We start from the raw sequence: 25,349 nt of genomic DNA, 5'->3' as shown, positions 1-25,349 counted from the left end.
CGGTGACTTATAACAAGGAGGTCACATTGCGGGCCTAGACTGATTTGCTTTCTGATGCTGGAATGGCCCTTCAAACCACTGGGGAAACGATATTTTGCGGCGCCATTCGATCCTTGCCATGCTTGCCTCTCTGTCGCTCTGTGTGCCTGCCATGGCGCAGGTAGCGAACCATCCGGCGAGCGATATTCTGGTCAATGGCGCAGTAACCCCGCCGGGCAAATGGAACCGGGCTGAAACCGACCATTTCGTCGTGCTGAGCGATGGCAGCGAGACTGACTTGCGGCGAACCGCCACCAATCTGGAAAAGCTGCAACATTTGCTGGCCCGGCTGTATCACATCGATCAGGCCCATGACGAAGTCGGCAAGCTGACCGTGACCCTGTTTGGCAAGCGGAGCTTTTTCAAGGATCTGGGGCTGGTCAATGCGCGCTCGGCCGAAGGGCCTTATGGCGCAGGCCTGAGCGATCAGCGCTATTATGATCCGCGCACGGATGGCGCGGTTCTGGCCGTGGCGCGGGCCGATCAGATCGTTGATCTCAACACACCCGAAGCGCGTGAACGCGATTGCGACAATGCGATGGAGAACGATCAGGATTGCCTTGATGCCAACCGCATCAATCGTGAACCGGTTCTGCGGCCCTGGACGGCGGCGCTCTATTCCGGCGTCGCCCAGCATTTCATCCTGACGCATATCCCGTCGGCCTATCCGCGCTGGTATCTCGATGGCGTGGGGGCGCTGTTTTCAACCGTGGTGATGCGCAGCGATGGCGTGGTCGATTATGCCGCGCCGCCGCTATACTACAAGCAGGTGCTGCGCGCCTATGGATCGGTCAGGATTGGCGATGTTGTCACGGGCCGCTATCTGGAACCGGGCTATCGGCGGATGGTGTGGACGCCCTATCACGCATGGCTGATGGCGCATTTCTTCCTTTATTCGGGCCTGAAACCAGCGCGCCAGCGCAGCTTTTCCAAATATATGTCGGCCATTGCCCGTGGCACGCCCATGGCGCAGGCCGCCGATGAGCTGGGCGATCTGCGCCAGCTTCAGCATGAATTCAACGTCTATCTGGAATCCTCGATCCTCTATGCCCGGTCTGACAAGGGGAAGGATCCGGGGCAGGACCCCATCGTCACCAACCTTTCTCCCGCACAGGTAGCGCTGATCGGGCCGCGCCTGCAAATGGATGCGCGGATCGAGGATGATAATGCCGTGCGCCGGGAGGACTGGCTCCACGGCCTGCGCGCCAGTCTGGCCCAGGCCGGGGATGTCGCTGAAGCCCATATGCTGATGGCCGAGGCGGAATGCCGCGATGGTCATGACGACCTGTGCCTTCAACAGGCCGAGGCTGTGTTGGCCCGATCACCCGACAATACGCTGGCTCTGGCTTGGAAAGGGATGGCCTTGGCCGACAAGGCTATTAACGAACCGGCGGACAAGCGCTCGGCCGATCTGGCCTTCGCGCGGCAGATCCTGTTGAGCGCCGCGCCTGCGGACCATGGGGCGGCAATCCCCCAGATCGCCTATTTCCGCAGCTTTGCCAAGGCGGGGGAAACGCCGCCCCAGCAGGCGCTGATCGGCATGGTCAAAGTGACACAGATCAACCCCGCCGCTCCCGCGCCGCGCCTCTATCTGGCCGAGGAACTGGTGCGCGAGGGCAGGAGCGATCTGGCCAAAACCATTATGCTCCCTGTCCTCTATGGCGGCTATGCCTCGCACGAGCAGGCGCTGGGCGCGCTTTTGCTTGGGCGCGCGGCGGCGGAGCAGGCTCAGCCGCACTGATCCGTTCGACAGGGGCAATAATCTGATATGGTAAAGACCAGATCAAAGGTATCTATGCGGCGTAAATATTAAGGAATGGATATATTGATTTCCGATGTAAAAAATATATAAATATCTAATATTCGTGGTTGTTTAGAATTGACTGCGATTGAGGTTGGCGGCCATAGTCGCTCGGTAATGTCATTACGATCAGCATTCGAATAGGGGGTTTGATGTCATTGGGTTATGCTTCGTCGCCCCTGGCGAAATTTCTGTGTGCGTCCACGATCGGCGTTATGGCGCTTTGTTCGGCCCAGATAGCTTGGGCCAATTGCACCACCACCGGCACCACTGTATTCTGTGATGCCACTTCGCCCAATCCTTACACGAACGCGATTGGCGGCACCGATATCACGCTGGGGGCCGGAGCGGGGCTGAATGTTGACCCCTATGGCGGCGCGCCGGTCTCTTCTCAAGCCATTGCCCTGTATGGCACCAATGGTGTGCTGAACGCGCGGTTCGGGAGCACCATCGTTTCGGCTACTGGCATCACCGGCGTGGTGGCCGGCGCCAACACCACCGTCAACATGGACGGCGCAATCATGGTGTACAACGGTGGCACGGGCATCAGTCTGGGCCAGGGTGCCACGCTCAATCTGACCAGTCTGGGGCTTGTCAATGTTTCGGGCGCACAGGTCAACGGCGGCCAAGCGGCGATTCAGATCACCGGCACCGGCGCCACCGTCAATATCGACGGCACCGCGTACAGCTCGACCAGCTCGGCCAACTCGATCACGAGCAATGCGGCGATCAGCCTGATCTCGCGGGATCTCTTTGCGAACACCGTGCGGGGCACCGCCACAATCAACGTCAATGCCACCGGGCGTGTGGTTTCCATCGGAACGGCCACGCCTGCCGTCATCCTGACCAGCGGGTCGAGCCTGAATATCGCGGGCCTCGTCAGCGCGTCGGCATCCAACGCCATCGACTATCGCGGCACGGCGGGCGGCACTGCATCGGTCAATGTCCTTGCGGGCGGTACGGTGCAATCCTCCGGCAGCACGGCCATTATCGGCAGCACCGGGGCCATGGACCTGACGGTGGCGGGAACGGTCGATGCCGGGGGTGCGGCCACGGCCATTCAACTGGGCAGCGCCAATGACACTGTCACCCTGCTCACCGGTTCTTCGGTCAAGGGCGCGATCGACGGCGGCGGCGGCACCAACACGCTGACCCTGACGGGCAACGGGACGGGCCAACTGGGCGCCACCGCCAATTTCTCCACCGTGGCCATCAATTCGGGCATATGGACGCTGAGCGCGCCGCTCAGCCCTGTCAATGGCATCGCCATCGCTTCGGGCGCCACGGGCATTGGTTCGGCCGGTCAGTGGGGCAATGCGATCAGCAATTCCGGCACGCTGACTTTCAATCAGAGCGCTAATGAGACGTATTCAGGGACGCTGACCGGATCGGGCCAGTTGGTGAAAACCGGCCTTGGTTCGCTGACGCTGGGCAATCAGAGCGGCTTTACCGGGGCAACGCTGATCTCCGCCGGGCGACTGGTGATGGCGGGGGCGATGCCCTCGGCGGTTACCGTGGCGAGCGGCGGCACGTTGGCGGGCAATGGCAGCGTGGCGGGGCTGATCGTGCAGTCGGGGGGCACTGTTTCGCCCAGCGCAGCCTCTGGCAGCGGTGTTGGCACGCTGAACGTGGCGGGCAATTTCACCCAGGCCTCAGGGTCGACCTATGCTGCGTTGGTGAATGGCGGCAATGCCAGCAAAATCACCGTTTCCGGCGCCGCCTCGCTGGCTTCGGGTTCAAAGCTGGTGATCACCACGCAGAACGCCGTTTACGGTCAGAGCTACACGCTGCTCAGCGCCGCTGGCGGGGTAAGCGGGCAGTACACGGTGGTGCAGAGCGACATTGCCTATCGCTTGACCTATGACGCCAACAATGTGGCGGTAACCTTCGGTCGGTCGAACGCGGCGATGCTGGCGCTGGCGCAGGGGGCTAATCAGCAGGGTATGGCCAACGGGCTGATCGGCCTGTCGAGCAGCAATGCGCTCTACGCCGCGCTGGCTCTGACGCCGGACGATGCCACCTTGCGCGCCGCCTATCCGCAGTTGACGGGGGACCTGCATGGCGCGGTGCGCGCTGCGATCCTGCATGCGGCCGATATGCTGACCGAAACCGCGCTGGCCCGCACCGGCACGCATCAGTCTGGCTGGCGTCTCTGGGGTCAGTTGCAGGGCAGCACGGGCAACAGCACGGGCCTTGGCGGCGCAACCCCCGTGTCGCGGCAGAGCATTGGCGGTGTGATGGGGCTGGAAAACGGGCTGGGGGCGGTCACGCTTGGTCTGGCTGCGGGCTATCGCCATACGCGGCTGAACGCGGCCACCGGTACAGCCAGCGTCAACACGCCCGAGGTGCTGGCCTATGCGCGCGCTGCGCTGCGCGGCCTGTCGCTGCAAGGCGGCTTGGGCTATGTCTGGGCGTCGAACCATGTGTCGCGACAGGTGTCCTTCACTGGCTTTAGCGACAGCGATCAGGCCAGTTACAAGGGCAATGTGCTGCATGGCTTTGGCGAGATCGGCGTGCCGGTGGCGCTGGGCGGCGGGGTGGTAACGCCTTTCGTCGCGGGCCGGGTCTATCGCCTGTCCACTGACGGCTTTGCCGAGCAGGGCGGCGCGGCGGCGTTGCAGGGCGAGGCCCGTACCCGTTGGTCGGAAATGACCGAACTGGGCGCACGTCTTGCCACGCCGGTTGCCGGAGGCATTTCGGCGCAGGGGCGTGTGGCATGGCAGCATCGCTATGGGGCATCGCAGGGACGAACGACGCTGGGCTTCGTCGCGGGCGGACAGAGTTTTGCTGTGAGCGGCGCGGATCTGTCGCGCAATGCGGCGGCCTTTGATCTGGGGCTGAACTGGGCGGGCGCGAAGGGCGTTGTGCTTGATGTGGGCTATCACGGTGTGTTGGGCGAACAAGGCGTGGACCATGCGGGCCGCGTGACGCTCTCGCTGAAGCTGTGACGGAGGATCGCCGGGTGGTTTGCGCCATCCGGCGATCAACTTGCCGTTAGTTGCGTTTAATGGGCCGGTTCCGGTTCAGCAAGAATTGGGCTTTGAATTGCGCTGTTCAGTCACGCGCAGGGCGATCTTGCTCAGCGCCTCGTTAAGGAGGTCGCGCTCTGCCTCCGTGATGTCCTGCAGGATGGCGGCGAAATAGTCGCCCCGCATCTTGCGCGCGTGTTCAAACAGCGCCTGCCCCTCAGGCAGGACGGAAATGATCTGGCGTTTGCGATTGTGCTCGTTGCTGTTGCGCTCGATCAACCCGGCCTCGATCAGGCGTTTAACGGCACGGCTGACCTCGGCCCGGTCTGAGTCGAAGGCCCCGCCTATGTCGGCCGCGCTGGCCGGGCCCACCGAGCAGATGAAGGCCAATACCCGCCATTCGGCCAGAGTGAGCGCGAAATTTTCCTGCAATTGCTGCATCGTGGCGCGATCCATCATGCGGGCAAGCAGCAGCAGGCGATGCGGCAAATGGGTGCCGCCAAACAGATCCCAGGTCCGTGGCAAAGTCATCGTCCTATCGCTGCCAAAGCGGGCGGACAAATGCAACGGGAATCATGTTGACTAATCAACATGTGGGGCGCATGACACGGGCATGACCCAATCCCACCCTTTTCTGCCCCGGCTCGAACATGCCTTCACCATCTCGATCGACCTGTCGCGGCCCTATTGGATCACCCCTCCGGCGCGGGGGGATACGCGGGCGGCGATCTTTGCCGCACAGGGCGTGATCGAGGGGCCTCGTCTGCAGGGCCGTGTAGTGCCCATGTCGGGCGGGGATTATCCGCTCTCGCGCCCCAATGGCGTGATCGATTTTGATGCGCGCTATTTGCTGGAGGCCGAGGATGGAGCGATCATCTATCTGGAAAACCGGGGCTTTCGTTGGGCCCGCAGCCCGCAAATCGCGGAAAAGATGCGCCGAAACGAACCGGTCGGCTTTGACGATTACTATATGCGCGTGACCCCGCGTTTCGATGCCCCCGCCGGACCGCACGAATGGCTCAGCCAGCATGTGTTTGTGGGCGTTGCGGAAAAAGTGCCCAATGCCAATCGCATTCATTATTTCGTGGTGATGTGAATGGCGGGCGGTTGGGTGGCGCCGTCCTATCCGGTTTTGATGCGCCCCGGCGTCGATCCGCACAGCGCGACGCACAAGCCCCCCCTGCCGCCCACCAGTTTTGCCCGATGGAACGAGCGCGGGCTGACCATCGAGCGTAACCATCGCATCCGCCTGCGCGATGGGGTGGAGATCTTTGCCGACCTTTACCGACCCGAGGGCGCGCAGCAAGGCGTGCCGATCCTGTTGGCATGGGGGCCTTACGGCAAGCATGCGCTGACCAATCGAGTGTTCTGGCCGCGCTCCGGGGTGGACCCGGATTGGCTTTCCGATCTTACCGCTTTCGAGGCGCCCGATCCCTTGTTCTGGGCCGGACATGGTGTCGGCGTGGCGGTGGTCGATCCGCGCGGGGCATGGCTGTCGGGCGGTGATTTTCATCACAATGGCGCGCAGGAGGCGCTGGATTGTGCCGATGTGATAGAATGGCTGGCCGGTTTGCCTTGGTGCAATGGGCGGGTGGGAATGACGGGCGTGTCCTATCTGGCCGCGATCCAGTATCTGGTCGCGCCCCTGCATCCGCCCGCGCTGGCCGCGATCAATCCATGGGAAGGCTTTTCCGACTGGTATCGCGAATTTGCCTATCATGGCGGCATTCCCGAAACCGGCTTTCTGCCGCGCGCCTCGGACAATATCCGCTTCTCGCTGGGGCGGACCGAGGATACGCTGGAAAATGTCCGCGCCCATCCGCTGATCGACGATTACTGGCTGTCCAAATCCTATGATCTGGCCGCGATCACCCAGCCCGCCTATGTCGTGGCCAGTTGGTCGGATCAGGGGCTGCATCTGCGCGGAACGATCGAGGCATGGGGCCGGATGAGCAGCCCGCAAAAGTGGCTGGACATCCATGGCCGGAAGAAATGGGCGCATTACTATTGCCCCGAAAGCCGTGCCCGGCAGGCTGCCTTTTTCGAACATTTCCTGTTTGATCGCCCCACCGCTCTGGCCGCATGGCCCCCGGTGCGGATCGAGATACGCGACAGGCATGGCGCGCAGCAGGAGCGGGCCGAGCAGGAATGGCCGCCCGCGCGTACGGCCTATCGCGAACTGTTTCTCGATTCGGCGCGGGGCGTCCTGTGCGATGCCGTGCCCCCGCCATCAAGCCTGCGGCAGGACGCCGTCCATGGCGAGGCCCGTTTCACGATCCGTTTTGACCGGCCCACCGAAATCACCGGCCATGCCGCCCTGCGCCTCTGGGTGGAAGCCGAGGGAAGTGATGATGCCGATCTGTTCATCGCCCTGCAAAAGCTGGATGCCGCGGGGCAGGAGGTGGGCTTCACCTTCTACGCCTTTTATGAAAACGGGCCGGTCGCGCTGGGCTGGCAAAGGGTCAGCCATCGCGAGTTGGACGAAGCGCTTTCCACGTTCGAGCGCCCCGTGCACCGCCACGATCGCGAGGAAAGGCTGCAACCGGGCGAAATCGTTCCGGTCGAGATCGAACTGTGGCCCTTCTCAGTCCGCTTTGAAGCGGGTGAGAGCCTGCGACTGGTGATTGCGGGGCACGACATCTATCGGCCTGAACCGGGCCTCATGCTGCCTTTCCCTCAACATCAGGACACGCGCAACGCGGGCCATCATGTCTTTTACGGCGGCGGTGCCATGGCCTCGCGGCTGATCCTGCCCTTCATTCCCGCATCGGAGCATCCATGACATTGCAGCCCACCCTTGCCGATTGCCGCCTTGAGCATGTGTTCGACATCGAGGTGCTGTTCGGCGCGGATCGCACGCTGTTTGGCCCTTTGCCCGGCGGCGGGCATCAGGGTTATACGCCCGCCATCGGCGGCACGATCACCGGACCGCGCCTGACGGGCAGCGTGGTGCCCCATTCGGGCGCTGACTATGCCACCGCGCGCGAGGACGGCACTATCGAACTGCGCGCCCATTATCTGCTGCGCGCCGATGACGGCACGATGATCTATATCCAGAACCTAGGCTATCTAGTCCGCCCGCGCGCGGGCGAGGACCAGCCTTCCTATTTCAAGCTGACGCCCTATTTCCGTGTGCCCGTCGGGCCGCATGACTGGCTCAACCGCACCGTGATCGTGGGCGGGGGAGAGCGGCGGTCCGACCCGGACCGCACGCTCTTTCGCTATTACGCCCTGGCCTGAGCGATCCGGCGCAACCCCGGCGCGGCGGCCAGAAAACACAGCGCCGCCGCAAAGAACACCAGCACCGCCAGCGACAACGCGCTTTGCAACCCCTGCGCAGAGGCCTGCCGACAGGCGGCCGCCATGGCCTCGAGCGCGCCATGGGCGGGCATGCCTGCGGGGCAATCCACGCCATATTGGCCCGCATAGGCGGCCCGTGCCGCCCGGTCCGAGACAAAGCCCACAAAGACCGGCCCCAGACCCGACCCGATCAGCGTATAGAGCAGGGTGTAGAGCGCCACCCCGCTGGCGCGCATACGGGTGGGCAGGAGGTTCTGGATCATGCCCGTGGTCGGCCCGTAAAACAGCAGGAGGAACGCGCCTGCCACCAGCAGCAGCGCAAAGGCTGCGCCCAGCGAGGCGGCATGAAAGGCCAGCCAGTAGATCGGCGGCGCCAGCGTCAGACCAAACGCCGCGCCCCATGCGGGCCAGCGCGCATCGCGCCGCGCCAGCCAGTCGGTGCCGAAACTGCCCACGATCAGGCCGAAGGTGATGGCAAGGCCCGAAATCAGGCCGAAATTGGCTGCCGCCTCGCGCACGCCCAAATGGTGGGTGCGCGCCAGAAACACCGCCAGAAACTGCGAAATCGAGGTCATGCCGAAGCCAGCCAGACTGCCCCCGGCGATCACGCAGAGCAGGGTGGGATTGCCCGCCACCTCGCGCAGGAATTCGCCGACCGGGGGCGCCTTGCCGCCTTTGGCACCGGCATCATAGCGCCCGCGTTCCGGTTCCGGCGCCAGCAGCAGGAGCAGGCCCGCCACCATAAAGCCGGGGAGCGCGAAGAGCAGAAAGGCCGTGCGCCAATGCCAGAGCATGGCAATATGCCCGGCCAGCATCGCGCCAAGCAACGTGCCGATGGGCGTGCCCAGCATCACCAGCGCAAAGGTGGAAGCGCGCTTTTCACGCGGGGCGATATCGGCCACCAGCGAGGCGGTGGGGGGAACAAAGCCTGCCTCGCCCATGCCCACGCCAAGGCGGCTGACGGCCAGCGCGGCAAAGCTGCCAGCCATGCCGGTGGCCGCCGTGGCCAGCGACCAGATGATGGTGCAGGCGGCAATGATCCGCTTGCGCGAAAAACGCTCGGCCAGCAGACCGATCGGCAATCCGGCCAGCGCATAAAGCGCGGCAAAGACCAGCCCCTGCAACAGGCCCAGTTGCAGATCGGTGAGCAGCAAATCGGCCTTGATTGTCTGCGCCAGCGCGGAGAACACCGCCCGGTCGGCGAAATTGAGCGTGCAGGTGAGCAGCAGCAGCACCAGCAGAGTCCGGCGGCGCGGGGGCTGGGCCGCGCTCATGCAGCCTCTCCAACGGGGCCATGTCTGCGCGACAGGGTTACGGCCTCGATCCTGCGGAACAGGCCATTTTGCATTTGATAGAGAGCCATGCTTTCAATGGAATAAGTATCGCCCGCCAGCATAGTCCGGCCCGACAGTTCCACGCCGTCGCGCCTTGCCGTGAAAACCGAGGCCAAGGCGGCGGCAATGACGCAATCCCCGGCCAGAGCGGCGCGCAGCGTCATCATCCGATGGAAATCCTCCCGCGCCTTGCGATAATAGGCAACAATCGCCTCTACGCCGCGCAGGATGATGCCGGTTCCATTGCGCAATTCGACATCGGGCGCATAGAATCGGCCATAGGCGGCCTCATCGCCCCGGTTGAAGGCGGCTATATAGTTCTCCATGATGGCATGTGGCTGCATGGCGATCTGCTCTCCCATTGTATTCTTGTCGAACCATCTTTGACTGCCTAAGTTGATAGATCAACATAATTCTCGGAGGCATGATGCGCGAGGTTCCATCGGGAGCAGCAGACAGGCTGGCATATCTGCTCAAACTGGTGGCTCATGGGCCGGACCGCTTCAGTCTTGGCGATCTGGCTGCGCGCGCGCGGCTGCCCGCCAGCACGGTCCACCGTCTGTTGCAGGTGATGGTGCGGGCCGGGCTGGTTGAACGCGGAACGCATCAGACCTATCGGCCGGGCCGCGAATTCTATGCGCTGGCCTCGCAATTGGTGGCGCGGTTCGATGTCATCCGTTCGGCGCGGCCCTTGCTCGAAGGGTTGGTCGAGCGCTGGCACGAGACGGCGGTGCTGTGTACTTATAACCCCACCGACCGCCGCGCGACCATTGCCGATGTGGTTATGACGCCGCATCCGCTGCGCTTTGCGGTGGAAAGGGGCGGCGAGATTCTCCTGCCCTGGGGCTCGCTGGGCAGAGCGATTCTGGCCTTTCTCTCCGGCGGAGAGATGGAGGCGATCATCCGCGAAACGCGCTTTGGCCCTTTGACCGGGCGCCCGCGCGATCCGCGCAGTGAACTGGAAAAGGATTTGCGCGAGGTGCGCGAAGCGGGCGTTTCGCGCTTTTACGACCCCGATATCGAGATCGCGGGCATTGCGGCCCCGGTTTTCGGTGCCGAAGGGCTGGTGCTGGGATGCATCGGTGTGACCATGCCGTCCAAACGCTATCTGCTCCATGCCGAGGATGATCTGGTGCTGGCCGTGCGCGAGGCGGGGGAAAGCCTCAGCGCGCAGGCATCGATGGGGCAGGGCGGAGTGGACTAAGAATTCCAAAATACGGAATTGTGGTTCTGCCCAGTGGAAGATGCTTGAAAGTTGATTGCTCAACATTATCGTTGCTCCCCGTAACCCGGCGCAAAAAAACCGGGAAAAATGGGAGAGGGCAATGAACTACCGCAAGGGGAAGGTGCTCGTTTACGCTTCGTCGGCTGCTCTGGCCATGGCGCTTTTCGGCGGCGCGGCCCATGCCGAAGAACAGGCCAAGGCCAAGGACAATGCGCCCGAAATCGTCGTTACCGCGCAATTCCGCAGCCAGAAGCTGCAGGATGTGCCGATTGCCATCACCGCCGTCAATTCGGCCATGCTGGAGCAGCGCGGGGCCACCAATATCGCCGATATCGGATCGAGCGCGCCCAACGTGACGCTGCGCCCTGCGGCGGCCAGTTTCGGCCCCTCGGTCGTGGCCTATATCCGCGGCGTGGGCCAACGCGACACCAATTTCGCGCTCGAGCCGGGGGTTGGCCTCTATATCGACGATGTCTATCTGCCCACGATGCACGGGTCACTGCTCAATCTGGTTGATCTGGACCGGGTGGAGATCCTGCGCGGGCCGCAGGGCACGCTGGCGGGTCAGAATTCGATCGGTGGGGCGATCAAGCTTTATTCCAAAAAGCCCGACGGCAATCCTGATGCCTATATCTCGGCCACCTATGGCGCGTTCAACCGCGTCGAAATCCGAGGCGGGTCCAATTTCACTATCGCACCCGACAAACTCTATATGCGCCTGACCGGGGTGGGGGTTCACAAGGACGGCTATGTCACCCGCTATGACTATGCCTGCACCCATCCGGGCGGCACGGTGCCCAGTTCCGTCACCGGATCGAGTTGCAAACTGGGCACCGAAGGGGGCAAGGACTATGTCGCGGGCCGCGCGGCCTTCCGCTGGACACCCGCCAGTTTCCTGACCGCCGACATTGCCGTGGACATCACCCGCGACAACAGCGAGCCCACGCCATCGACCCTGCTCTATGTTGGGCGCAACGCCAATCCGGGCTCGACCCTGACCGGCATCGCCAGCCCGCCTGCGGCAGCCTATGTGCTCAACGGCAATGTTTATGGCAATGCCACCGGATCGCCCTTCGTCAGCTATTCGCCCTTTGGCGCCTATGCGCAGGACACGTTCAGCAACAGCCCCTATATCAATTATGAGAATTACACCGACACCGCCCCGCGCGACGGTTCGGCCCCCTGGCAGGCCCCGCTCAAGGCCGCGCTCAACACATGGGGCATTTCGGGCACGCTCAACGCCACGCTGACGCCGAATCTGAAGCTGACCTCGATCACCGCCTATCGCCAGTTCGACGGCACCTATTCCACGGGCGACGGTTCGCCGCTCAACCCCTCGCTTCAGGCCAACAACATCTATAACAAGCAGTTCAGTGAGGAATTGCGCCTTTCGGCCAAATTCGGCGATCTGGCCAACCTGACGGTGGGCGGCTTCTATTTCTACAAGCGCAGCCGGTATCAGGCGCGGATCGAACTGACCACGCTCAATTTCATCGAGGACGATTCAGTCCCCGCCACCACCAAGGCGGTCTTTGCCAATGCCGATATCAGCCCGATCAGGAACCTGACCGTGATCGGCGGCATCCGTTATACGGATCAGTCCAAGACGTTCTATTACGGCCGCTTTGGCGTGCCGGGATCATCCACGGGCGGTGCGGTGCCTCCTTCGCTGGCGGCGCTCAACGGGCTGGTCGGGGGTTTCAACGGCAGCCGGTTCGACTATCGCGCGGCGCTGCAATATCGTTTCAACGATGATGTGATGGGCTATGCCCAGTTCTCCACTGGCTTTCGCGGCGGCGGCATCAATCCGCGGCCCTTCTTTCCGGCGCAGGCCCTGCCGCACAGCCCGGAAAAGCTCAACGCCTATGAAGTGGGTCTGAAAACGGATCTGTTCGACCGCCGCTTGCGGATGAATTTCTCCGGCTTCATCAACAAATACACCGATATTCTGGTGACTGTGGCCAGTTGCCCGTTGCCCGGCGTTCCGGCCGCGCCCTGTTCGCTGCCGATCAATGCCGGCAATGCCACGATCAAGGGGCTGGAGGCCGAAATGCGGCTGCAACCCGTGCCCGGCCTAACGGTGGAGGCATCGCTCGCCTATCTCGATTTCAAATATGATTCCGTCAGCGCTGCCGCCGTCACCTCCGGCATCGGCACAGAGGACAAGGGCCAGTATATCTCGCCATGGCAGTGGAGCTTTGCCCTGCAATATGACTGGAGCCTTGGCACCATGGGGACCATCACCCCGCGCGTCGATGTCAACCATATCGACAGTTTCAACCGCAATGCCAACAATGTCGACGCCGCCACCGGGGGCAAGGACATTTTCGGACAGGTGCCGGGATATACGCTGGTCAATGCCCGCATCGCCTATCAGACCGCGGGCAAGGAATGGGAACTGGCGGTCGAAGGGCGCAACCTGACCGATAAGCTTTATTACACTGATATTTTCGACAATCGCGGATCGACCAATTCGATCCAGGGCACGCCTGCCGAACCGCGCACATGGGCAGTGACGGTCAAGCGCCGCTTCTGAAACCGGGGCGCCTCTGATGGCGCCCCCTCATCCAACGCCCCCACCCTTTATCCCATTTTGCGGGAGGATCCCTCATGGCCACTTCCTTTTCCAGCCAAACGGCCCCCGGCGTGGCGCCCGGACTGCCGATTGTCGCCGGGCTGCCCATGCCCGAATTTCGCCATATCACGGTTGAACCAATCAGCGGCGCCTGCGGCTGTGAGATCGGCGGGGTTGATCTGCGCCAGCCCCTGCGGCCCGAAGTGCTCGACGAGATCATGCTGGCCTTTCAGCACTTCCTCGTCATCGTCTTTCGCGATCAGGATCTGACGCCGGAACAGCACAAGGCCTTCTCGCGCCATTTCGGCGAACTGACCGAATTGCCTCAGGCGCCCACCTATAATGACGACAATCTGATGCAGGAGGTCCGCCGCGAGGTGTGGGAGCCGGTCAATGTCGTGCCCAGCTTTGAGCATTTCCACACCGACAGCCCCTTCCTGCCCCAACCGCCCAAATGCATCGTGATGCGCGCGCTCGATTGCCCGCAATGGGGCGGCGACACGGCCTTTTCCAACGCCTATCTGGTCTATGAACATCTCTCGGACGGGATGAAGGCGCTGCTCGACGGGTTGCAGGTGCTCTATTCGGCCAAGGATGTGTGGAGCAAGAATGAGAAACTGCCGCCGGAAAAGCGCCTGCGCCTGCGCGAGAGCCACGGGTTTACCGAGGATCAGTTGGAAAACATCCAGCCCGCCGTGCGCGTCCATCCCGAAACCGGCCGCCGCGCGCTTTTTGCCACCACCGCCTATTTCCGCCATTTCGTCGGCTGGAGCGAGGAGGAGAGCCGCGCCCTGCTCAACTATCTGCAAAGCCTTGCCCAGCATCTGCATTATCACTGCCGCGTCAAATGGCGCAAAGACACGCTGATCGTGTGGGACAACCGCTTCACGCTCCATCGCGGCGTGCATGATTTCAAGCATGAGCGGCGCCATCTGATCCGCACCACCGTGATCGGCGAGCGGCCCATGGGCATTGCCGATCTGGCCGCGCGCCCGGCAGGGGAAAGACCATGAAGGTTGGCACCGCGATTGCGCGCATCCTCAAGATCGAGGGCGTCGATGTCCTCTTCGGCTATCCGCGCAATGCGGTGCTGGAGGCTGCCGCCAAGGAGGATATCCGCACCATCATCGTGCGGCAGGAACGCACCGGGCTGCATATGGCCGACGCCTATTCGCGCATGACGCGGGGGGCCAAGATGGGCGTCTTTGCCATGCAGCACGGGCCGGGCACGGAAAATGCCTATGGCGGCGTGGCGCAGGCTTTTTCCGAAAGCGTGCCGGTGCTGGTGTTGCCGCAGGGCTATGCGCGGGCGCTGGCCCATGTGCCCGACAATTACAACGCCTGCCGGTCGATGCGCGATATCACCAAAACTGCCGAACCGATCCTGCGCGCGCAGGATACGCCCGCCATCCTGCGCCGGGCTTTCACCGCCCTGCGCAACGGGCGGCGGCGGCCTGCGCTGGTGGAAATGCCGTGGGATGTGCTGGCCGAGGATGTGGGTGAGGTGCTGGATTATGCGCCTGTGGTTTCCACCCGCTATGGCCCCGATCCCGCGCAGGTGGCGACTGTCGCGCGGCGGCTGGTCGATGCGCCCCGGCTGGTGATCCATGCCGGGCAGGGGGTGCATTGGGCCAATGCTTACGGCGAATTGCGCGAACTGGCCGAACTGCTGGCGGCGCCCGTCTCCACCAGCCTTGAGGGCAAGAGTGCCTTTGACGAGACGCATCCGCTGGCGCTTGGTTCGGGTGGGGCGGCGATACCGGGGCAATTGCGTCATTTCCTCGACAGTGCCGATCTCATCTTCGGCATCGGCTGCAGCTTTGCCCAGACTGCCTTTGGCGTGGCCATGCCCGGCCATGTGCCGATCATCCATGCCACGCTCGACCCGGCCGACATCAACAAGGGCGTGCCTTGCGAGGCGGCGCTGATCGGGGATGCGCAATTGACGCTGGTCATGCTGGTTGCCGAGGTGCGCAAGCTGTTGCCCGCGCCGCGCGATATCGCCCCTGTGGCCGAGGAAATCGCCAGGGTTGAGCAGGCATGGCTTGCCCAATGGCTGCCGCTGCTGGAGAGTGGGGATGCGCCGATCAGCCCCTATCGCGTCTTGTGGGAATTGCAGCGCACGGTGGATGTGGCCAATACGATCATCACCCATGATGCCGGTTCGCCGCGTGATCAGCTTACCCCTTTCTGGAAATCGATCACCCCGCTCAGCTATATCGGCTGGGGCAAATCCACCCAGCTTGGCTATGGGCTGGGGCTGGCCATGGGGGCCAAGCTGGCCTGCCCGGACCGGCTTTGCATCAATGTCTGGGGCGATGCGGCGATTGGTTTCACGGGTATGGATTTTGAGACCGCCGTGCGCGAACGCCTGCCGATCCTCTCGATCCTGCTGAACAATTCGGCCATGGCCATCGAGCTGGACCAGATGCCGGTGGCCACGCAGCGCTATCAAGCCACCGCCATTTCCGGCCATTATGCCGATTTTGCCCGCGCATTGGGCGGCTATGGCGAGAGGATCACCGACCCCACGCAGATCGGCGATGCGATCCGGCGCGGGGTCGCCGCCACGCAGGCTGGCCGGCCCGCGCTGCTGGAATTCATGACCGCCAAGGAAACCCGAGCTTCGCGGCTGTGACAGAGCTTCTGTCCCCGCAGGCGGAGCGCCCGCCCATCCGACCATTGACCACCGGGGAGGTGCAGGCTTTGCTGGATGGGCGGGAGGAGGCTCTGGCCGATCTGCGCGATGACATCACGGCCAATTTCGCGCGCGGTCCGGGGGCGATCCTGCTGCGCGGGCTGGACCCTGCCGCGCTTGGCGAGGTGCGGTTTGCCTCGGTCCTTGCGCGGATCGGCGGCTGGCTGGGCACGCTGGCGATCCAGTCTCCGCAGGGCGAAAGGGTGGCCCGCGTGGAACGCCGGGGCGATGATCCGGCCGCGCGCGGAACCCATTCCGACCTTGAACTGCGGCCCCATACCGATCTGCATGATATTCTGGCGCTGGGCTGTTTTCGGGCGGCCGCGACGGGCGGGGAAAGCCTGCTGCTGTCGGCCCGCGATCTCTATGGCGCGCTGCTGGATGAGGCGCCGCAGCATCTTCCCGCCTTGGCAAAGGGCTATTATTGGAGCACCAACCCGGCTCTGGCCTCGCGGCAAAGGCTTCGCCCTCGCCTGCCGATCCTGTTCATGCCCCAAAGCGGGCGCAGGGCGCAGGTGGCCTTCAACGGCTATTTTCTGCGTCGCGCGGCCCATGAGCGGGGCGAGGATCTGTCGCCCGTGCTGGCCGCCGCGATTGAGTGTATGGAGGCGGTTGCCGGTCGGCTGGCAGCGCGCAACCTGTTTGACCTGATGCCGGGCGACATGTTGTTCTGGCACAACTGGAGCTGGCTGCATGGCCGCATCCCCTTTGCCGACCGCGCCGGTCATTCCCGCCTGCTTTTACGCCTGTGGATACGCTCCGCGCTGGCACCGCGCGCCGATCCGGGCCTGCTTGAACTGGGGCAGCGCATGGATGAAGATCACCGACTGACGGCTCAAATGGGGATAGAGAAGCCATGAGCGAAGCCATTGCTCAGGAGAAAGAGGCAGGCTGGCCGTGGAAAGCGAGCTGGCCGCTGGCGTTGCTCACGCTGATCGCGGTTTTCAACTATCTCGACCGGGCTTTGCTTGGGCTGGCACTGCCCTTGGTCAAGCGCGAATTCGGCGCGTCCGATACGGTGCTGGGGTTGGTGACGGGTGTGGCCTTTGTCCTGCTTTATTCCGTGCTTGGTGTGCCTATCGCTTGGCTGGCGGATCGCTATAACCGGCGCAACATCATCACCTTCGGCCTGGCCTTCTGGAGCCTGATGACCGCGCTGACCGGCTTTGTCGGCTCGGTCTGGCAATTGGCGATGGCGCGCTTTCTGATGGGCGCGGGCGAGGCTTGCGCCATGCCGCCGTCCAATTCGATCATCGCCGATCTGGTCCCGCCCCGCCGTCGTCCGCTGGCCATGGCCATATTCGGCACGGCCAATTCGCTGGCCTTCATCATCTTCTTTCCCATCGCCGGATGGGTGGCCCAGCATTATGGCTGGCGGGCGATGTTTCTGGCCATGGGGGCGCCGGGTCTGGTGGTGGCCTTGCTCTTCATCGCCACGGTGCGCGAGCCTGTGCGGCAGAGCCATGGGGGCGATGCCCGTCCTCGCGGCGGCGCGATGACGGGGGGCGCGATCCTTGGCGATGTGGCGGACCTGTTCCGCAACCGCTGGTTTGGCTGGGTGTTTCTGGGTGTCACGCTGATGGGGGCCAATGTCTGGGCGGCCGGGGCTTGGACGCCCACCTTCTTTGCCCGCGTGCACCACATGGGCCTTGCCGAGGTGGCCGGGACGGTGGGGCCGGTGCGCGGCTTTGTCGGTGCGGCCGGCGTGCTGGCGGGAGGTTTCCTGATAGATCGCTTGCCAGCCCATCGCGACTGCTGGCGCATGGCCATTCCCGCCATCGCCTGCATTCTGGCCGGGCCCGCCGAGGCGCTGTTCCTGCTGGGCGATGTCCGCTCTCTCTGGCTTTCCGGCTTTGTCGCCACCAGCTTTCTTTCGCTGATCCATCAGGGGCCGATCTATGCCGCGACAATGAATGTCGTCCGGCCGGGCCAGCGCGCGCTGGCGATTTCGGTGATCCTGTTCGGGGCCAGCTTTCTGGGCAATGTCGTGGGGCCGAGCGCCGTGGGCCTGCTCAATGACAGGCTGGCGGCGGAATATGGCCCTCTGGCGGTGCGCTATTCGATGCTGATCATCGCGGTCACGCCGGTTCTGGCGGGCCTGTGCTTTCTGCGCGCCGCCTTTCTGCCGTCAGAGTCCGCCCGGCCCCGCGCCATGACCTATCCCAGCCGCCAATAGGTCGCATAGCGTTCATGCGCGATGCGGTAATAGGGGATCAGGCGCAGGGGTTGCTGCCGGGTTGACGCAATCGTGAACTCCAGCGGCTCGGCGCCGGGGCTAATCCTCTGCGGCAGAGTTTCCACCGGGCCGCCGATGGTGGGCACCGCAAAGGCTGTGCTGTTATATTCGCCATATTTCCTTTCGTTAACAATAATATCGGCGCCAGGGTCAAGTCCCTCGCGCCCCAAGGCCCCGGCAAGAACCAGCGGGCCATAGGTAAAGGCCACGATATCGGGCGCGGTGGGGGCGCTCTGTGTCCCATGCTCCATGATCAGGCGCAGTTCGACCTCATCGCCATCGCGCCATGTGCGGGCGATTTCGATATAGCGGCCCGGTGTGGTCGAGAACTCCACCTGTTTGCCATTGACCAGCACGGCGGCGGTTCTGCTCCAGCCGGGATGGCGCAATTTGAGGTTCAGGGCTGCGGGGCGTTTCAGTTTCCAGCGCAGATGGGTCACCGGGCTTTCGGGGAAATTCGTGGTCTGAACCAGTTGCGCATCCTGCTCGCGCCAATGCAGGGCGGATGGGATGAACAGATTGACGTAAAGCGCGAGACCATCGTGGAAATAGATGGAATCGCGATATTTGACATGGTTCTCCATGCCTGTGCCGGTACAGCACCAGAAAGAATCCTCAGGGCTGTGGTATAGTTTCATATAGCCCGGCCTGGCGCCTTGAAAATAGGTGGCCATGCCGCTGTTGGGGTCTTGTGAGGCAAGAATGCCGTTATAAAGCGTGCGCTCGTAATAATCGGCATAATCGACCGAGGGATCGTTCAGGAACAAGGCCCGCGTCAGCTTGAGCATATTATGCTGGCCGCAGGTTTCCGAACCCTTGGCGGAAAAGACATGCTGGTCGAAATGGGCCATGGGAAAGAAATGCTCATTGTCGCCATGGCCGCCCGTGGCAAAAGAGCGGTTATTGACCACCGTATTCCAGAAAAATTGGGCGGCATCGCGATAGGTCTGGTCGCCGGTCACGTCATAAACCCGTTCAAAGCCGACGATTTTTGGGATCTGCGTGTTGGCGTGCAGCCCGTCGAGATGATCGCGACCGGCGGCAAGCGGCGTCAGGATCGCCTTGTGCGAAAAGCGCCGGGCCAGCAGGCGATAATCCTCCTTGCCGGTCATGAAATAGATATCGGCCAGAACCTCGTTCATGCCGCCATGTTCGGTATCGAGCATCGCCTCGAACTGCGCATCGGACAGGGGGCGCGTCGCGATCACCGCCCAGTCGGCCAGACGGATCAGCACGTCGCGCGAGAGGGCGCTGTCGGCCAGCAGCGCGGCGTCGCGCAATCCGGCAAAGACCTTGTGCAGCGTGTACCACGGAACGCCGGTGATCTTTTCCCCGCGCAGATGTGCCGCGACCAGCCCAGCCCCTTCCGGAAAGGCGCAGACGAGACCTGTGCCGGATGCTTTCTGACATTCGGCCAGTTCGGCGGCGATATGGTCCACCCTTTGCCGGAAACGCACATCGCGCGTGGAGCGCCAGGCGAGCGAACAGGCGGACAGATAATGACCCAGCGTATGGCCCTGACAATGGATGTCCTGCCACATCGGCTCGGATTCCCATCCGCCATAGGCGGGCGCCTTGGGCGGCAATCCGGCATTGACGCGGAAATTGTGCAGCATCCGGTCGGGCTGGAGCCGCAGGAGATAGGCCTCGGTCATCCTCTGTGCATGCAGAAAGGGGCTTTCGCCCAGTTCGACATCGGCCAGATCGAAGGGGCGCAGACGGCCCTTGCCGGGTTTGGGCATGGCAGGCTTGGTCGCCGCGCCCGCTCCTGTCGGCAAGAGACCGAGGGCAATGGCCGATGTGGCGGCCGAGGCCAGTATCTCTCGCCGGGAATGTCCGTTGCAGCAGGTCGGATGGGTCAAGGCTCTCCCCTTGTTCTCGATTTTAAAAAGGTAGCGTTATCCTATCAGCTAAAATCCATGGCTCCAAGACCCTGATTGCCAATGGGCACCAAGCCCTAAAATGACTGCATTCTCTCTTGCCGTTCGCGGGGAGTGTTACTAGGATAGCGTTATCAGAAAAATGGTGGGACGGATGTCTGATGTGCCCGCGGCTTGCCGGAAGGCCGGCTTTTGCCGCAGTTTCGCGGCACAGCGGTGAATGGGTGCAGATTGAGCGTCGGATGGCGGCCTGTTCCCGTCTGATCGCGCCGCGACAGCCTTTCCTCCCTGACGGAGATGATGCGATGAGAATGGCTAGGTATGGGCGGCTGACCACGATCCTTGGGGCGGCGCTGGCGGGCGGCGCGGCGCAGGCGGCGTCGCTCACCCTGTCGCCGGTGTGGAGCGACCATGGCGTGATCCAGCGCGAGGTGCCGGTGGTGGTCGGCGGCACCGCCATGCCGGGTGCGACGGTCAAGGCATCGCTCGGCGGCGCGCAGGCGCAGGCCCGCGCCGACAGGACCGGCCATTTCACCCTGACCTTTCCCGCGCGCGAGGCATCAGAGGCGCCGGTCGATCTGACGGTGGAGGCGGGCGGCGAAAGGCTCGTGCGGCATGATCTGCTGGTGGGCGATGTCTGGCTGTGTTCGGGGCAGTCGAATATGGAATTCCCCGTGGCGCGGGCGCTGAATGGCGGGGTTGAGGCCGCGATGTCCCGCGACCCGCAATTGCGCCTGCTGACCATCCCGCAGGCCATTTCCTTTTCCCCGCAGGTTGATTTTGCCCGGTCCGTGGCATGGCAATCGGCCGATCGCGACAGCGTTACCGGCTTTTCGGCGGCCTGCTATTTCATGCTGCGCGATCTGCGCAAGGCGCTCAAAGTGCCGATGGGGGCGATCCATTCCAGTTGGGGCGGTTCGCAGATCCGCCCATGGCTGACCCCGGAGGCCGGACTGGCGCTTTACGGCAGCGCGGAGATGGCCTCGATCAAGCGCTTTGAAAGCGATCCTCTGGCCGCCGTCACCGCCTTCTCGCCGCGCTGGGAGACATGGTATCGCGGCGCTACCGGGGGCGGTCAACCATGGCTGCAACCCGACACGCTGAACTGGCAGCCGGTGCCCTCGATCCAGGGCTGGCTGGCATGGGAAGGCACGCCGCTGGCCGCCAAGCCGCTCGGCACGGTCTGGCTGCGCCGTCAGGTGACGCTCAGCCGCGAACAGGCCGCCGCCGGGGCCGTGCTGGCGCTGGGCGTGCTGGATGACATGGATGTGACCTATGTGAACGGGCGCGTGGTGGGCAACAGTTTCGGCTGGGATTATCAGCGCGAATATCGTCTGCCGCCCGCTTATCTGCACGAAGGCGTCAACGAGATCATGGTGGCCGTGACCAACACCTATGGGAATGGCGGCTTTGCGAGCAGCGCGGACAAGCTGGCGCTGCGCATTGCGGGCGGGGAAACCATGCCGCTGGGCGAGGGCTGGCGCTTTAGTATTTCGAGCGCGGGGGCCAATCCGCCGCGCACCCCATGGGACGCCAATGCGGGCATCGGCGTGATGCACAACCGGATGATCGCCCCGCTTGGCACGTTCGCGCTGAAAGGTGCGGTGTGGTATCAGGGGGAAAGCGATGTCGATACGCCTGGTTATGCCGATCGCCTGAAAGCCTTGATCGCGGGATGGCGGCGGCAATTTGGCGCGAAATTGGCGGTCGAGATCGTGCAATTGGCCAATTACGGCCCGGTACGCCAGACGCCCGGCGCGTCCACATGGGCCGCGTTGCGCGATGACCAGCGCCGCGTCGCCGTCGATGATCCGCAGGCCGCTCTGGTCAGCGCCATCGATATTGGCGAACGCACCGATATTCACCCCGCCAATAAGCCCTTGCTGGGCAAGCGTCTGGCTCTGGCCGCGCGCGGGGGTACGATGCCCATGCCCGTGGAGGTGCGGCGCGAGACGGGCGGCCTGCGCATCCGTTTTTCCGGCATCGAGGGCGGGTTACAGGCGTGGAGCGCGCCCGGTCCGATTGGTTTCGAACTGTGCGATGGCGCGGGCCAATGCCGCTATGCCGCCGCGCGCACGGATGGCGACAGCGTGGTTCTGGCCGATGACGGCAAGCCGGTGGCACAGGTGCGCTATGCCTGGGCCGACAGTCCGGTGGTCAATCTGTTTGACACGCGCCAGATCCCGGTGCCGGGCTTTGCCCTGCCCGTTGTGCCGTGAAAGGGCGCGTCAGGCGGGAGGAGGGCCGTCGGATTCGCGCTGGATGAACGTATAGTCCAGCGAGATATGGCGCGGCTTGCGCGGCTGTTTCTGGCGCTCCAGCCGGATGCCCTGCACCAGCAGGTCGATGGCGTTTTCGGCCATTTCACGGATCGGCTGGCGGATGGTGGTCAATTCGGGCCAGATGGTGGAGGCCAGCGCCGTATCGTCAAAGCCGCATACGGTGAGATCGCCCGGCACATCCAGCCTCATGCGATGGGCCGCTGCCACGCAACCGGCGGCCATATCGTCGTTCGAGGCAAAGATTGCCGTGGGTCTCTCCTTCATCGCCAGCAGCTTGGCCGCCGCATCCATGCCCGAACGATAGGTGAATTCCCCTTGCTGGATCAGCGCCTCATCCACCGGCACCCCGGCATTGAGCATACTGTCGCGGAAACCGGCCAGACGCAGCGCGCTGACCGATTGCGCCGGATTGCCGATGATAAAGCCGATGCGCCGATGGCCCAGCGCCAGAATATATTTCGTCATGTCCAGCGCGGCCTGATAATCGTCGATCATTACCGCGCCGTGATGGGCGGCGGCCTGGCCGGGGCCGATCAGCATGGCATGAGCCCGCAGCCGCCGCAGCAGCGCCAGCAATTCGGCATCATCGCTGAGCGGCGGCGGCAGGATGAAACCGTCGATGCCGCTGGCGGTCAGCTTGTTGATCAGCCCTTCCTTGTCCTCGCCCACATCGCAGCGTTCGATCACAAGATGCGCGTCGAGACGGCTGGCCGCGTCCATTCCCCCGATCAGCAATTCGGTCAGATAGGCCGCCGACGGGTTTACATAGAGCAGCGCGAGCCGGATCTGCGACACGCCGGCCAGACTGCGCGCGGCCTTGTTGGGCGCATAATCCAGTTCCTTGATCGCGGCCTCGACGGCCACCCGCGTATCCTCGCGCACGCCGCTGCTGCCGTTGATGACGCGGCTGACGGTCATCGGCGAACATTGGGCCAGACGGGCAACGTCATTGACAGTGGGGCGACCGGATTGACGGCGGCGCAGGCGAGGTTCTTTCATGTCATACTTATCCTTTCGGGATATTTGGCGCGAGCCCTCGCGCAATGCAACATGAGATGCACGACCGGCACGATTGGGGCTTGCGCCGGCGGGCGGTTTTGTTAAAGTTAGCGCTATCAATAGTCGGACGAAACGATGCCTGCCGACATCGGCAAATACTGAGAGGCATAGCTGCCAGCAGCATGGGCAGATGAGCATGGCGTTTTGCGAAAGAGAGAGATCCTTGATCGCATGATGCTTTGTCGGCCTGTGCCTATTGGGCGCCGAGCCAAAAAAATCAAAAGTCCTTTTGGGGAGAATGCTTGTGGAAAAGACCATGATGCGCGCCGCTTTGCGCTCAGCCTTTCTGGCCGGGGCGGGTGCGGCTCTGATGGCGGGAGGCCCGGCCATGGCGGGCGCGCCGGTGGAGGTGACGGTGGAGGCCGCAAGGCCGGGCGATGTCATCGATCGCAATATTTTCGGCCAGTTTGCCGAACATCTCGGCTCCGGCATCTATGGCGGCATCTGGGTGGGCAAGGATTCGCCCATTCCTAATGTGCGCGGCATCCGCTCCGACGTGGTGGCCGCGCTCAAGGCCATCAAGGTGCCCAATGTACGTTGGCCCGGCGGCTGTTTTGCCGACGAATATCACTGGCGCGACGGTATCGGCCCGGCCGACAAGCGCCGCGTTCAGGTCAACACCAATTGGGGCAGCGTGCCCGAATCCAATGCCTTTGGCACGCATGAATTCATGGATTTTGCCGAGCAGATCGGCGCCGACCCCTATGTTTCGGTCAATGTCGGATCGGGCAGCCCCGCCGAGGCTTCGGCATGGGTGGAATATATGACCGCCGAAAAGGACACAACGCTGGCCAAGGAGCGTGCCGCCAATGGTCATGCCGGGCCCTGGAAAGTGCCGCTGCTGGGCATTGGCAATGAAAACTGGGGCTGCGGCGGCGCCATGTCGGCCGACCATTATGTCGAGGAAATGAAGCGATTCACCAACTTCATCCGCAATTTCAACCCGGCCCAGCGCGAAAAGGACAAGATGAAGCGCATCGCCGTGGGTTGGGACGGGGGCAAGCTGGATTACACCGAAGAAGTGATGAAGGCGTGGAAGGGCCATGTCTACAGCTGGGACATCGAGGGTATCTCGCTGCACAGCTACACCATCGGCGGGGCATGGCCGCCGCATCGGGTGGCCACGGGCTTCGGGCTGGATGATTATGCGGCGGTCATCAAGGACACGCTGCGGATGGATCAGTTGATCACCACGCAGACCGCTATCATGGACAAATATGATCCGGCCAAGAAGGTGTTTCTGGCCGTGGACGAATGGGGCGCATGGCTGACGCCGACGCCGGGCACCAATCCCGGTTTTCTGATGCAGCAAAACAGCCTGCGCGACGGCATTCTGGCCGCGATCAACCTCAATATCTTTGCCCGCCATGCCGACCGGGTGAAGGTGGCCAATATCGCCCAGATGATCAATGTGCTCCAGTCCATGATCTTCACCGATGGCGCGAAGATGGTGCTGACGCCCACCTATCATGTCTATCGCATGTATGTGCCGTTTCAGGATGCGCGCTTTGTGCCGGTGCAGTTTGCCGCGGGCGAATATGTGCGCGGCGCGGTCGCCATGCCGAAACTGGACGCGATGGCGGCGCGCGATGCGCAGGGGCATCTCTGGCTCTCGCTGGTCAATATAGACCCCGAAACGCCCGCCAGCATCCATTTGTCGGGCTATAAGTCGGCCACAGGCGATGTCCTGACCGCGCCCAAGGTGGACAGTGTGAACACGTTTGACGCGCCCGCCGTGGTCGCCCCCAAGCCGGTTTCGGTGAAGGGCAAGGCGGGCGGTCTTACGCTGGAGCTGCCCGCGCGTTCGGTCACGGTGGTGCGGCTGGATTGAGGACAGAAATAGGCGTGGATCTGGGTCCACGCCTGCGGCGGCTGCGCTTCTCTCACCTGCGGCCGCCGCAATAACAGGAAAGGCCCGATGCGTGATCCGCGCATCGGGCCTTTTTCGGAT

Annotated in this window: 18 protein-coding genes; 13 read left to right on the top strand and 5 right to left on the bottom strand. The window is 63.3% G+C overall.

All coding sequences use genetic code 11. From position 1 onward, the window contains the following. Positions 1-151: 151 nt before the first annotated feature. On the top strand, positions 152-1,780 hold the full coding sequence (locus tag FHW96_RS22320) for a hypothetical protein (protein WP_172342777.1): 1,629 nt from the start codon (positions 152-154) through the stop codon (positions 1,778-1,780). A 275-nt stretch (positions 1,781-2,055) separates the two neighbouring features. After that, a complete protein-coding gene (locus FHW96_RS22315) occupies positions 2,056-4,788 on the top strand; it encodes an autotransporter domain-containing protein (protein ID WP_172342776.1) in 2,733 nt (910 codons plus the stop codon). A 75-nt stretch (positions 4,789-4,863) separates the two neighbouring features. On the opposite strand, the gene FHW96_RS22310 is transcribed toward FHW96_RS22315, so the two are convergent. After that, positions 4,864-5,340 (bottom strand): MarR family winged helix-turn-helix transcriptional regulator, encoded by a 477-nt coding sequence (locus tag FHW96_RS22310; RefSeq protein ID WP_172342775.1) that lies wholly within the window; start codon positions 5,338-5,340, stop codon positions 4,864-4,866. 82 nt (positions 5,341-5,422) lie between these two features. Between FHW96_RS22310 and FHW96_RS22305 the strand changes: the two genes are divergently transcribed. From FHW96_RS22305 to FHW96_RS22295, 3 genes are read left to right on the top strand one after another with little or no spacing between them, the layout of a single operon-like run. After that, entirely contained in the window at positions 5,423-5,905 is a 483-nt protein-coding gene (locus FHW96_RS22305) for a DUF3237 family protein (RefSeq protein ID WP_172342774.1), read from the top strand. Further along, complete coding sequence (locus FHW96_RS22300) at positions 5,906-7,591, top strand: CocE/NonD family hydrolase (protein ID WP_172342773.1); 1,686 nt, start codon at positions 5,906-5,908, stop codon at positions 7,589-7,591. After that, complete coding sequence (locus FHW96_RS22295) at positions 7,588-8,049, top strand: DUF3237 domain-containing protein (RefSeq protein WP_172342772.1); 462 nt, start codon at positions 7,588-7,590, stop codon at positions 8,047-8,049. The genes FHW96_RS22300 and FHW96_RS22295 overlap by 4 nt, the downstream gene beginning before the upstream one ends. Here the strand turns inward: FHW96_RS22295 and FHW96_RS22290 are convergent. After that, complete coding sequence (locus FHW96_RS22290; protein ID WP_172342771.1) at positions 8,034-9,383, bottom strand: MFS transporter; 1,350 nt, start codon at positions 9,381-9,383, stop codon at positions 8,034-8,036. The two genes, FHW96_RS22295 and FHW96_RS22290, sit on opposite strands and share 16 nt — an antisense overlap. Next, positions 9,380-9,769, bottom strand: a complete 390-nt coding sequence (locus FHW96_RS22285) for a nuclear transport factor 2 family protein (protein WP_172342770.1) — start codon at positions 9,767-9,769, stop codon at positions 9,380-9,382. The genes FHW96_RS22290 and FHW96_RS22285 overlap by 4 nt, the downstream gene beginning before the upstream one ends. Positions 9,770-9,867: 98 nt before the next feature. Between FHW96_RS22285 and FHW96_RS22280 the strand changes: the two genes are divergently transcribed. The 6 genes from FHW96_RS22280 to FHW96_RS22255 all read left to right on the top strand — a co-directional run bounded on the left by FHW96_RS22280 (position 9,868) and on the right by FHW96_RS22255 (position 18,117). Next, entirely contained in the window at positions 9,868-10,647 is a 780-nt protein-coding gene (locus FHW96_RS22280) for an IclR family transcriptional regulator (protein ID WP_172342769.1), read from the top strand. A 121-nt stretch (positions 10,648-10,768) separates the two neighbouring features. Then, entirely contained in the window at positions 10,769-13,204 is a 2,436-nt protein-coding gene (locus tag FHW96_RS22275) for a TonB-dependent receptor (RefSeq protein WP_172342768.1), read from the top strand. 74 nt (positions 13,205-13,278) lie between these two features. Next, positions 13,279-14,256, top strand: a complete 978-nt coding sequence (locus tag FHW96_RS22270; RefSeq protein WP_172342767.1) for a TauD/TfdA family dioxygenase — start codon at positions 13,279-13,281, stop codon at positions 14,254-14,256. After that, a complete protein-coding gene (locus FHW96_RS22265; protein ID WP_172342766.1) occupies positions 14,253-15,881 on the top strand; it encodes a thiamine pyrophosphate-requiring protein in 1,629 nt (542 codons plus the stop codon). Before FHW96_RS22270 ends, FHW96_RS22265 begins: the two co-directional genes overlap by 4 nt. Further along, positions 15,878-16,801, top strand: a complete 924-nt coding sequence (locus FHW96_RS22260; protein WP_172342765.1) for a TauD/TfdA family dioxygenase — start codon at positions 15,878-15,880, stop codon at positions 16,799-16,801. Before FHW96_RS22265 ends, FHW96_RS22260 begins: the two co-directional genes overlap by 4 nt. Beyond that, positions 16,798-18,117 (top strand): MFS transporter, encoded by a 1,320-nt coding sequence (locus FHW96_RS22255; RefSeq protein ID WP_172342764.1) that lies wholly within the window; start codon positions 16,798-16,800, stop codon positions 18,115-18,117. The genes FHW96_RS22260 and FHW96_RS22255 overlap by 4 nt, the downstream gene beginning before the upstream one ends. Here FHW96_RS22255 and FHW96_RS22250 read toward each other — a convergent pair. Next, on the bottom strand, positions 18,099-19,919 hold the full coding sequence (locus FHW96_RS22250) for a glycoside hydrolase family 127 protein (RefSeq protein ID WP_253951151.1): 1,821 nt from the start codon (positions 19,917-19,919) through the stop codon (positions 18,099-18,101). The genes FHW96_RS22255 and FHW96_RS22250 overlap by 19 nt on opposite strands. Positions 19,920-20,362: 443 nt before the next feature. Between FHW96_RS22250 and FHW96_RS22245 the strand changes: the two genes are divergently transcribed. Then, positions 20,363-22,276 carry a sialate O-acetylesterase gene (locus tag FHW96_RS22245; protein WP_253951150.1) on the top strand — a complete coding sequence of 638 codons (1,914 nt, stop codon included), beginning with the start codon at positions 20,363-20,365 and terminating at the stop codon, positions 22,274-22,276. Between the two features lie 9 nt (positions 22,277-22,285). Here the strand turns inward: FHW96_RS22245 and FHW96_RS22240 are convergent, their stop codons facing one another. Further along, positions 22,286-23,338 (bottom strand): LacI family DNA-binding transcriptional regulator, encoded by a 1,053-nt coding sequence (locus tag FHW96_RS22240; RefSeq protein WP_172342762.1) that lies wholly within the window; start codon positions 23,336-23,338, stop codon positions 22,286-22,288. Positions 23,339-23,657: 319 nt separating this feature from the next. On the opposite strand from FHW96_RS22240, the gene FHW96_RS22235 reads away from it, so the two are divergent. Further along, positions 23,658-25,229, top strand: a complete 1,572-nt coding sequence (locus FHW96_RS22235) for an alpha-L-arabinofuranosidase C-terminal domain-containing protein (RefSeq protein WP_172342785.1) — start codon at positions 23,658-23,660, stop codon at positions 25,227-25,229. Positions 25,230-25,349 lie beyond the last annotated feature (120 nt).

It is taken from the genome of Novosphingobium sp. SG751A (assembly GCF_013149295.1).
Classification (GTDB): domain Bacteria; phylum Pseudomonadota; class Alphaproteobacteria; order Sphingomonadales; family Sphingomonadaceae; genus Novosphingobium.
This window is presented reverse-complemented; position numbering and strand designations above follow the sequence as displayed.

Coding starts and splice junctions, on each gene's coding strand:
- FHW96_RS22320 (WP_172342777.1), top strand. CDS start 152: ATGGCGCAGGTAGCGAACCATCCGGCGAGCGATATTCTGGTCAATGGC.
- FHW96_RS22315 (WP_172342776.1), top strand. CDS start 2,056: ATGGCGCTTTGTTCGGCCCAGATAGCTTGGGCCAATTGCACCACCACC.
- FHW96_RS22310 (WP_172342775.1), bottom strand. CDS start 5,340: ATGACTTTGCCACGGACCTGGGATCTGTTTGGCGGCACCCATTTGCCG.
- FHW96_RS22305 (WP_172342774.1), top strand. CDS start 5,423: ATGACCCAATCCCACCCTTTTCTGCCCCGGCTCGAACATGCCTTCACC.
- FHW96_RS22300 (WP_172342773.1), top strand. CDS start 5,906: ATGGCGGGCGGTTGGGTGGCGCCGTCCTATCCGGTTTTGATGCGCCCC.
- FHW96_RS22295 (WP_172342772.1), top strand. CDS start 7,588: ATGACATTGCAGCCCACCCTTGCCGATTGCCGCCTTGAGCATGTGTTC.
- FHW96_RS22290 (WP_172342771.1), bottom strand. CDS start 9,383: ATGAGCGCGGCCCAGCCCCCGCGCCGCCGGACTCTGCTGGTGCTGCTG.
- FHW96_RS22285 (WP_172342770.1), bottom strand. CDS start 9,769: ATGGAGAACTATATAGCCGCCTTCAACCGGGGCGATGAGGCCGCCTAT.
- FHW96_RS22280 (WP_172342769.1), top strand. CDS start 9,868: ATGATGCGCGAGGTTCCATCGGGAGCAGCAGACAGGCTGGCATATCTG.
- FHW96_RS22275 (WP_172342768.1), top strand. CDS start 10,769: ATGAACTACCGCAAGGGGAAGGTGCTCGTTTACGCTTCGTCGGCTGCT.
- FHW96_RS22270 (WP_172342767.1), top strand. CDS start 13,279: ATGGCCACTTCCTTTTCCAGCCAAACGGCCCCCGGCGTGGCGCCCGGA.
- FHW96_RS22265 (WP_172342766.1), top strand. CDS start 14,253: ATGAAGGTTGGCACCGCGATTGCGCGCATCCTCAAGATCGAGGGCGTC.
- FHW96_RS22255 (WP_172342764.1), top strand. CDS start 16,798: ATGAGCGAAGCCATTGCTCAGGAGAAAGAGGCAGGCTGGCCGTGGAAA.
- FHW96_RS22250 (WP_253951151.1), bottom strand. CDS start 19,919: ATGCCCAAACCCGGCAAGGGCCGTCTGCGCCCCTTCGATCTGGCCGAT.
- FHW96_RS22245 (WP_253951150.1), top strand. CDS start 20,363: ATGAGAATGGCTAGGTATGGGCGGCTGACCACGATCCTTGGGGCGGCG.
- FHW96_RS22240 (WP_172342762.1), bottom strand. CDS start 23,338: ATGAAAGAACCTCGCCTGCGCCGCCGTCAATCCGGTCGCCCCACTGTC.
- FHW96_RS22235 (WP_172342785.1), top strand. CDS start 23,658: ATGCGCGCCGCTTTGCGCTCAGCCTTTCTGGCCGGGGCGGGTGCGGCT.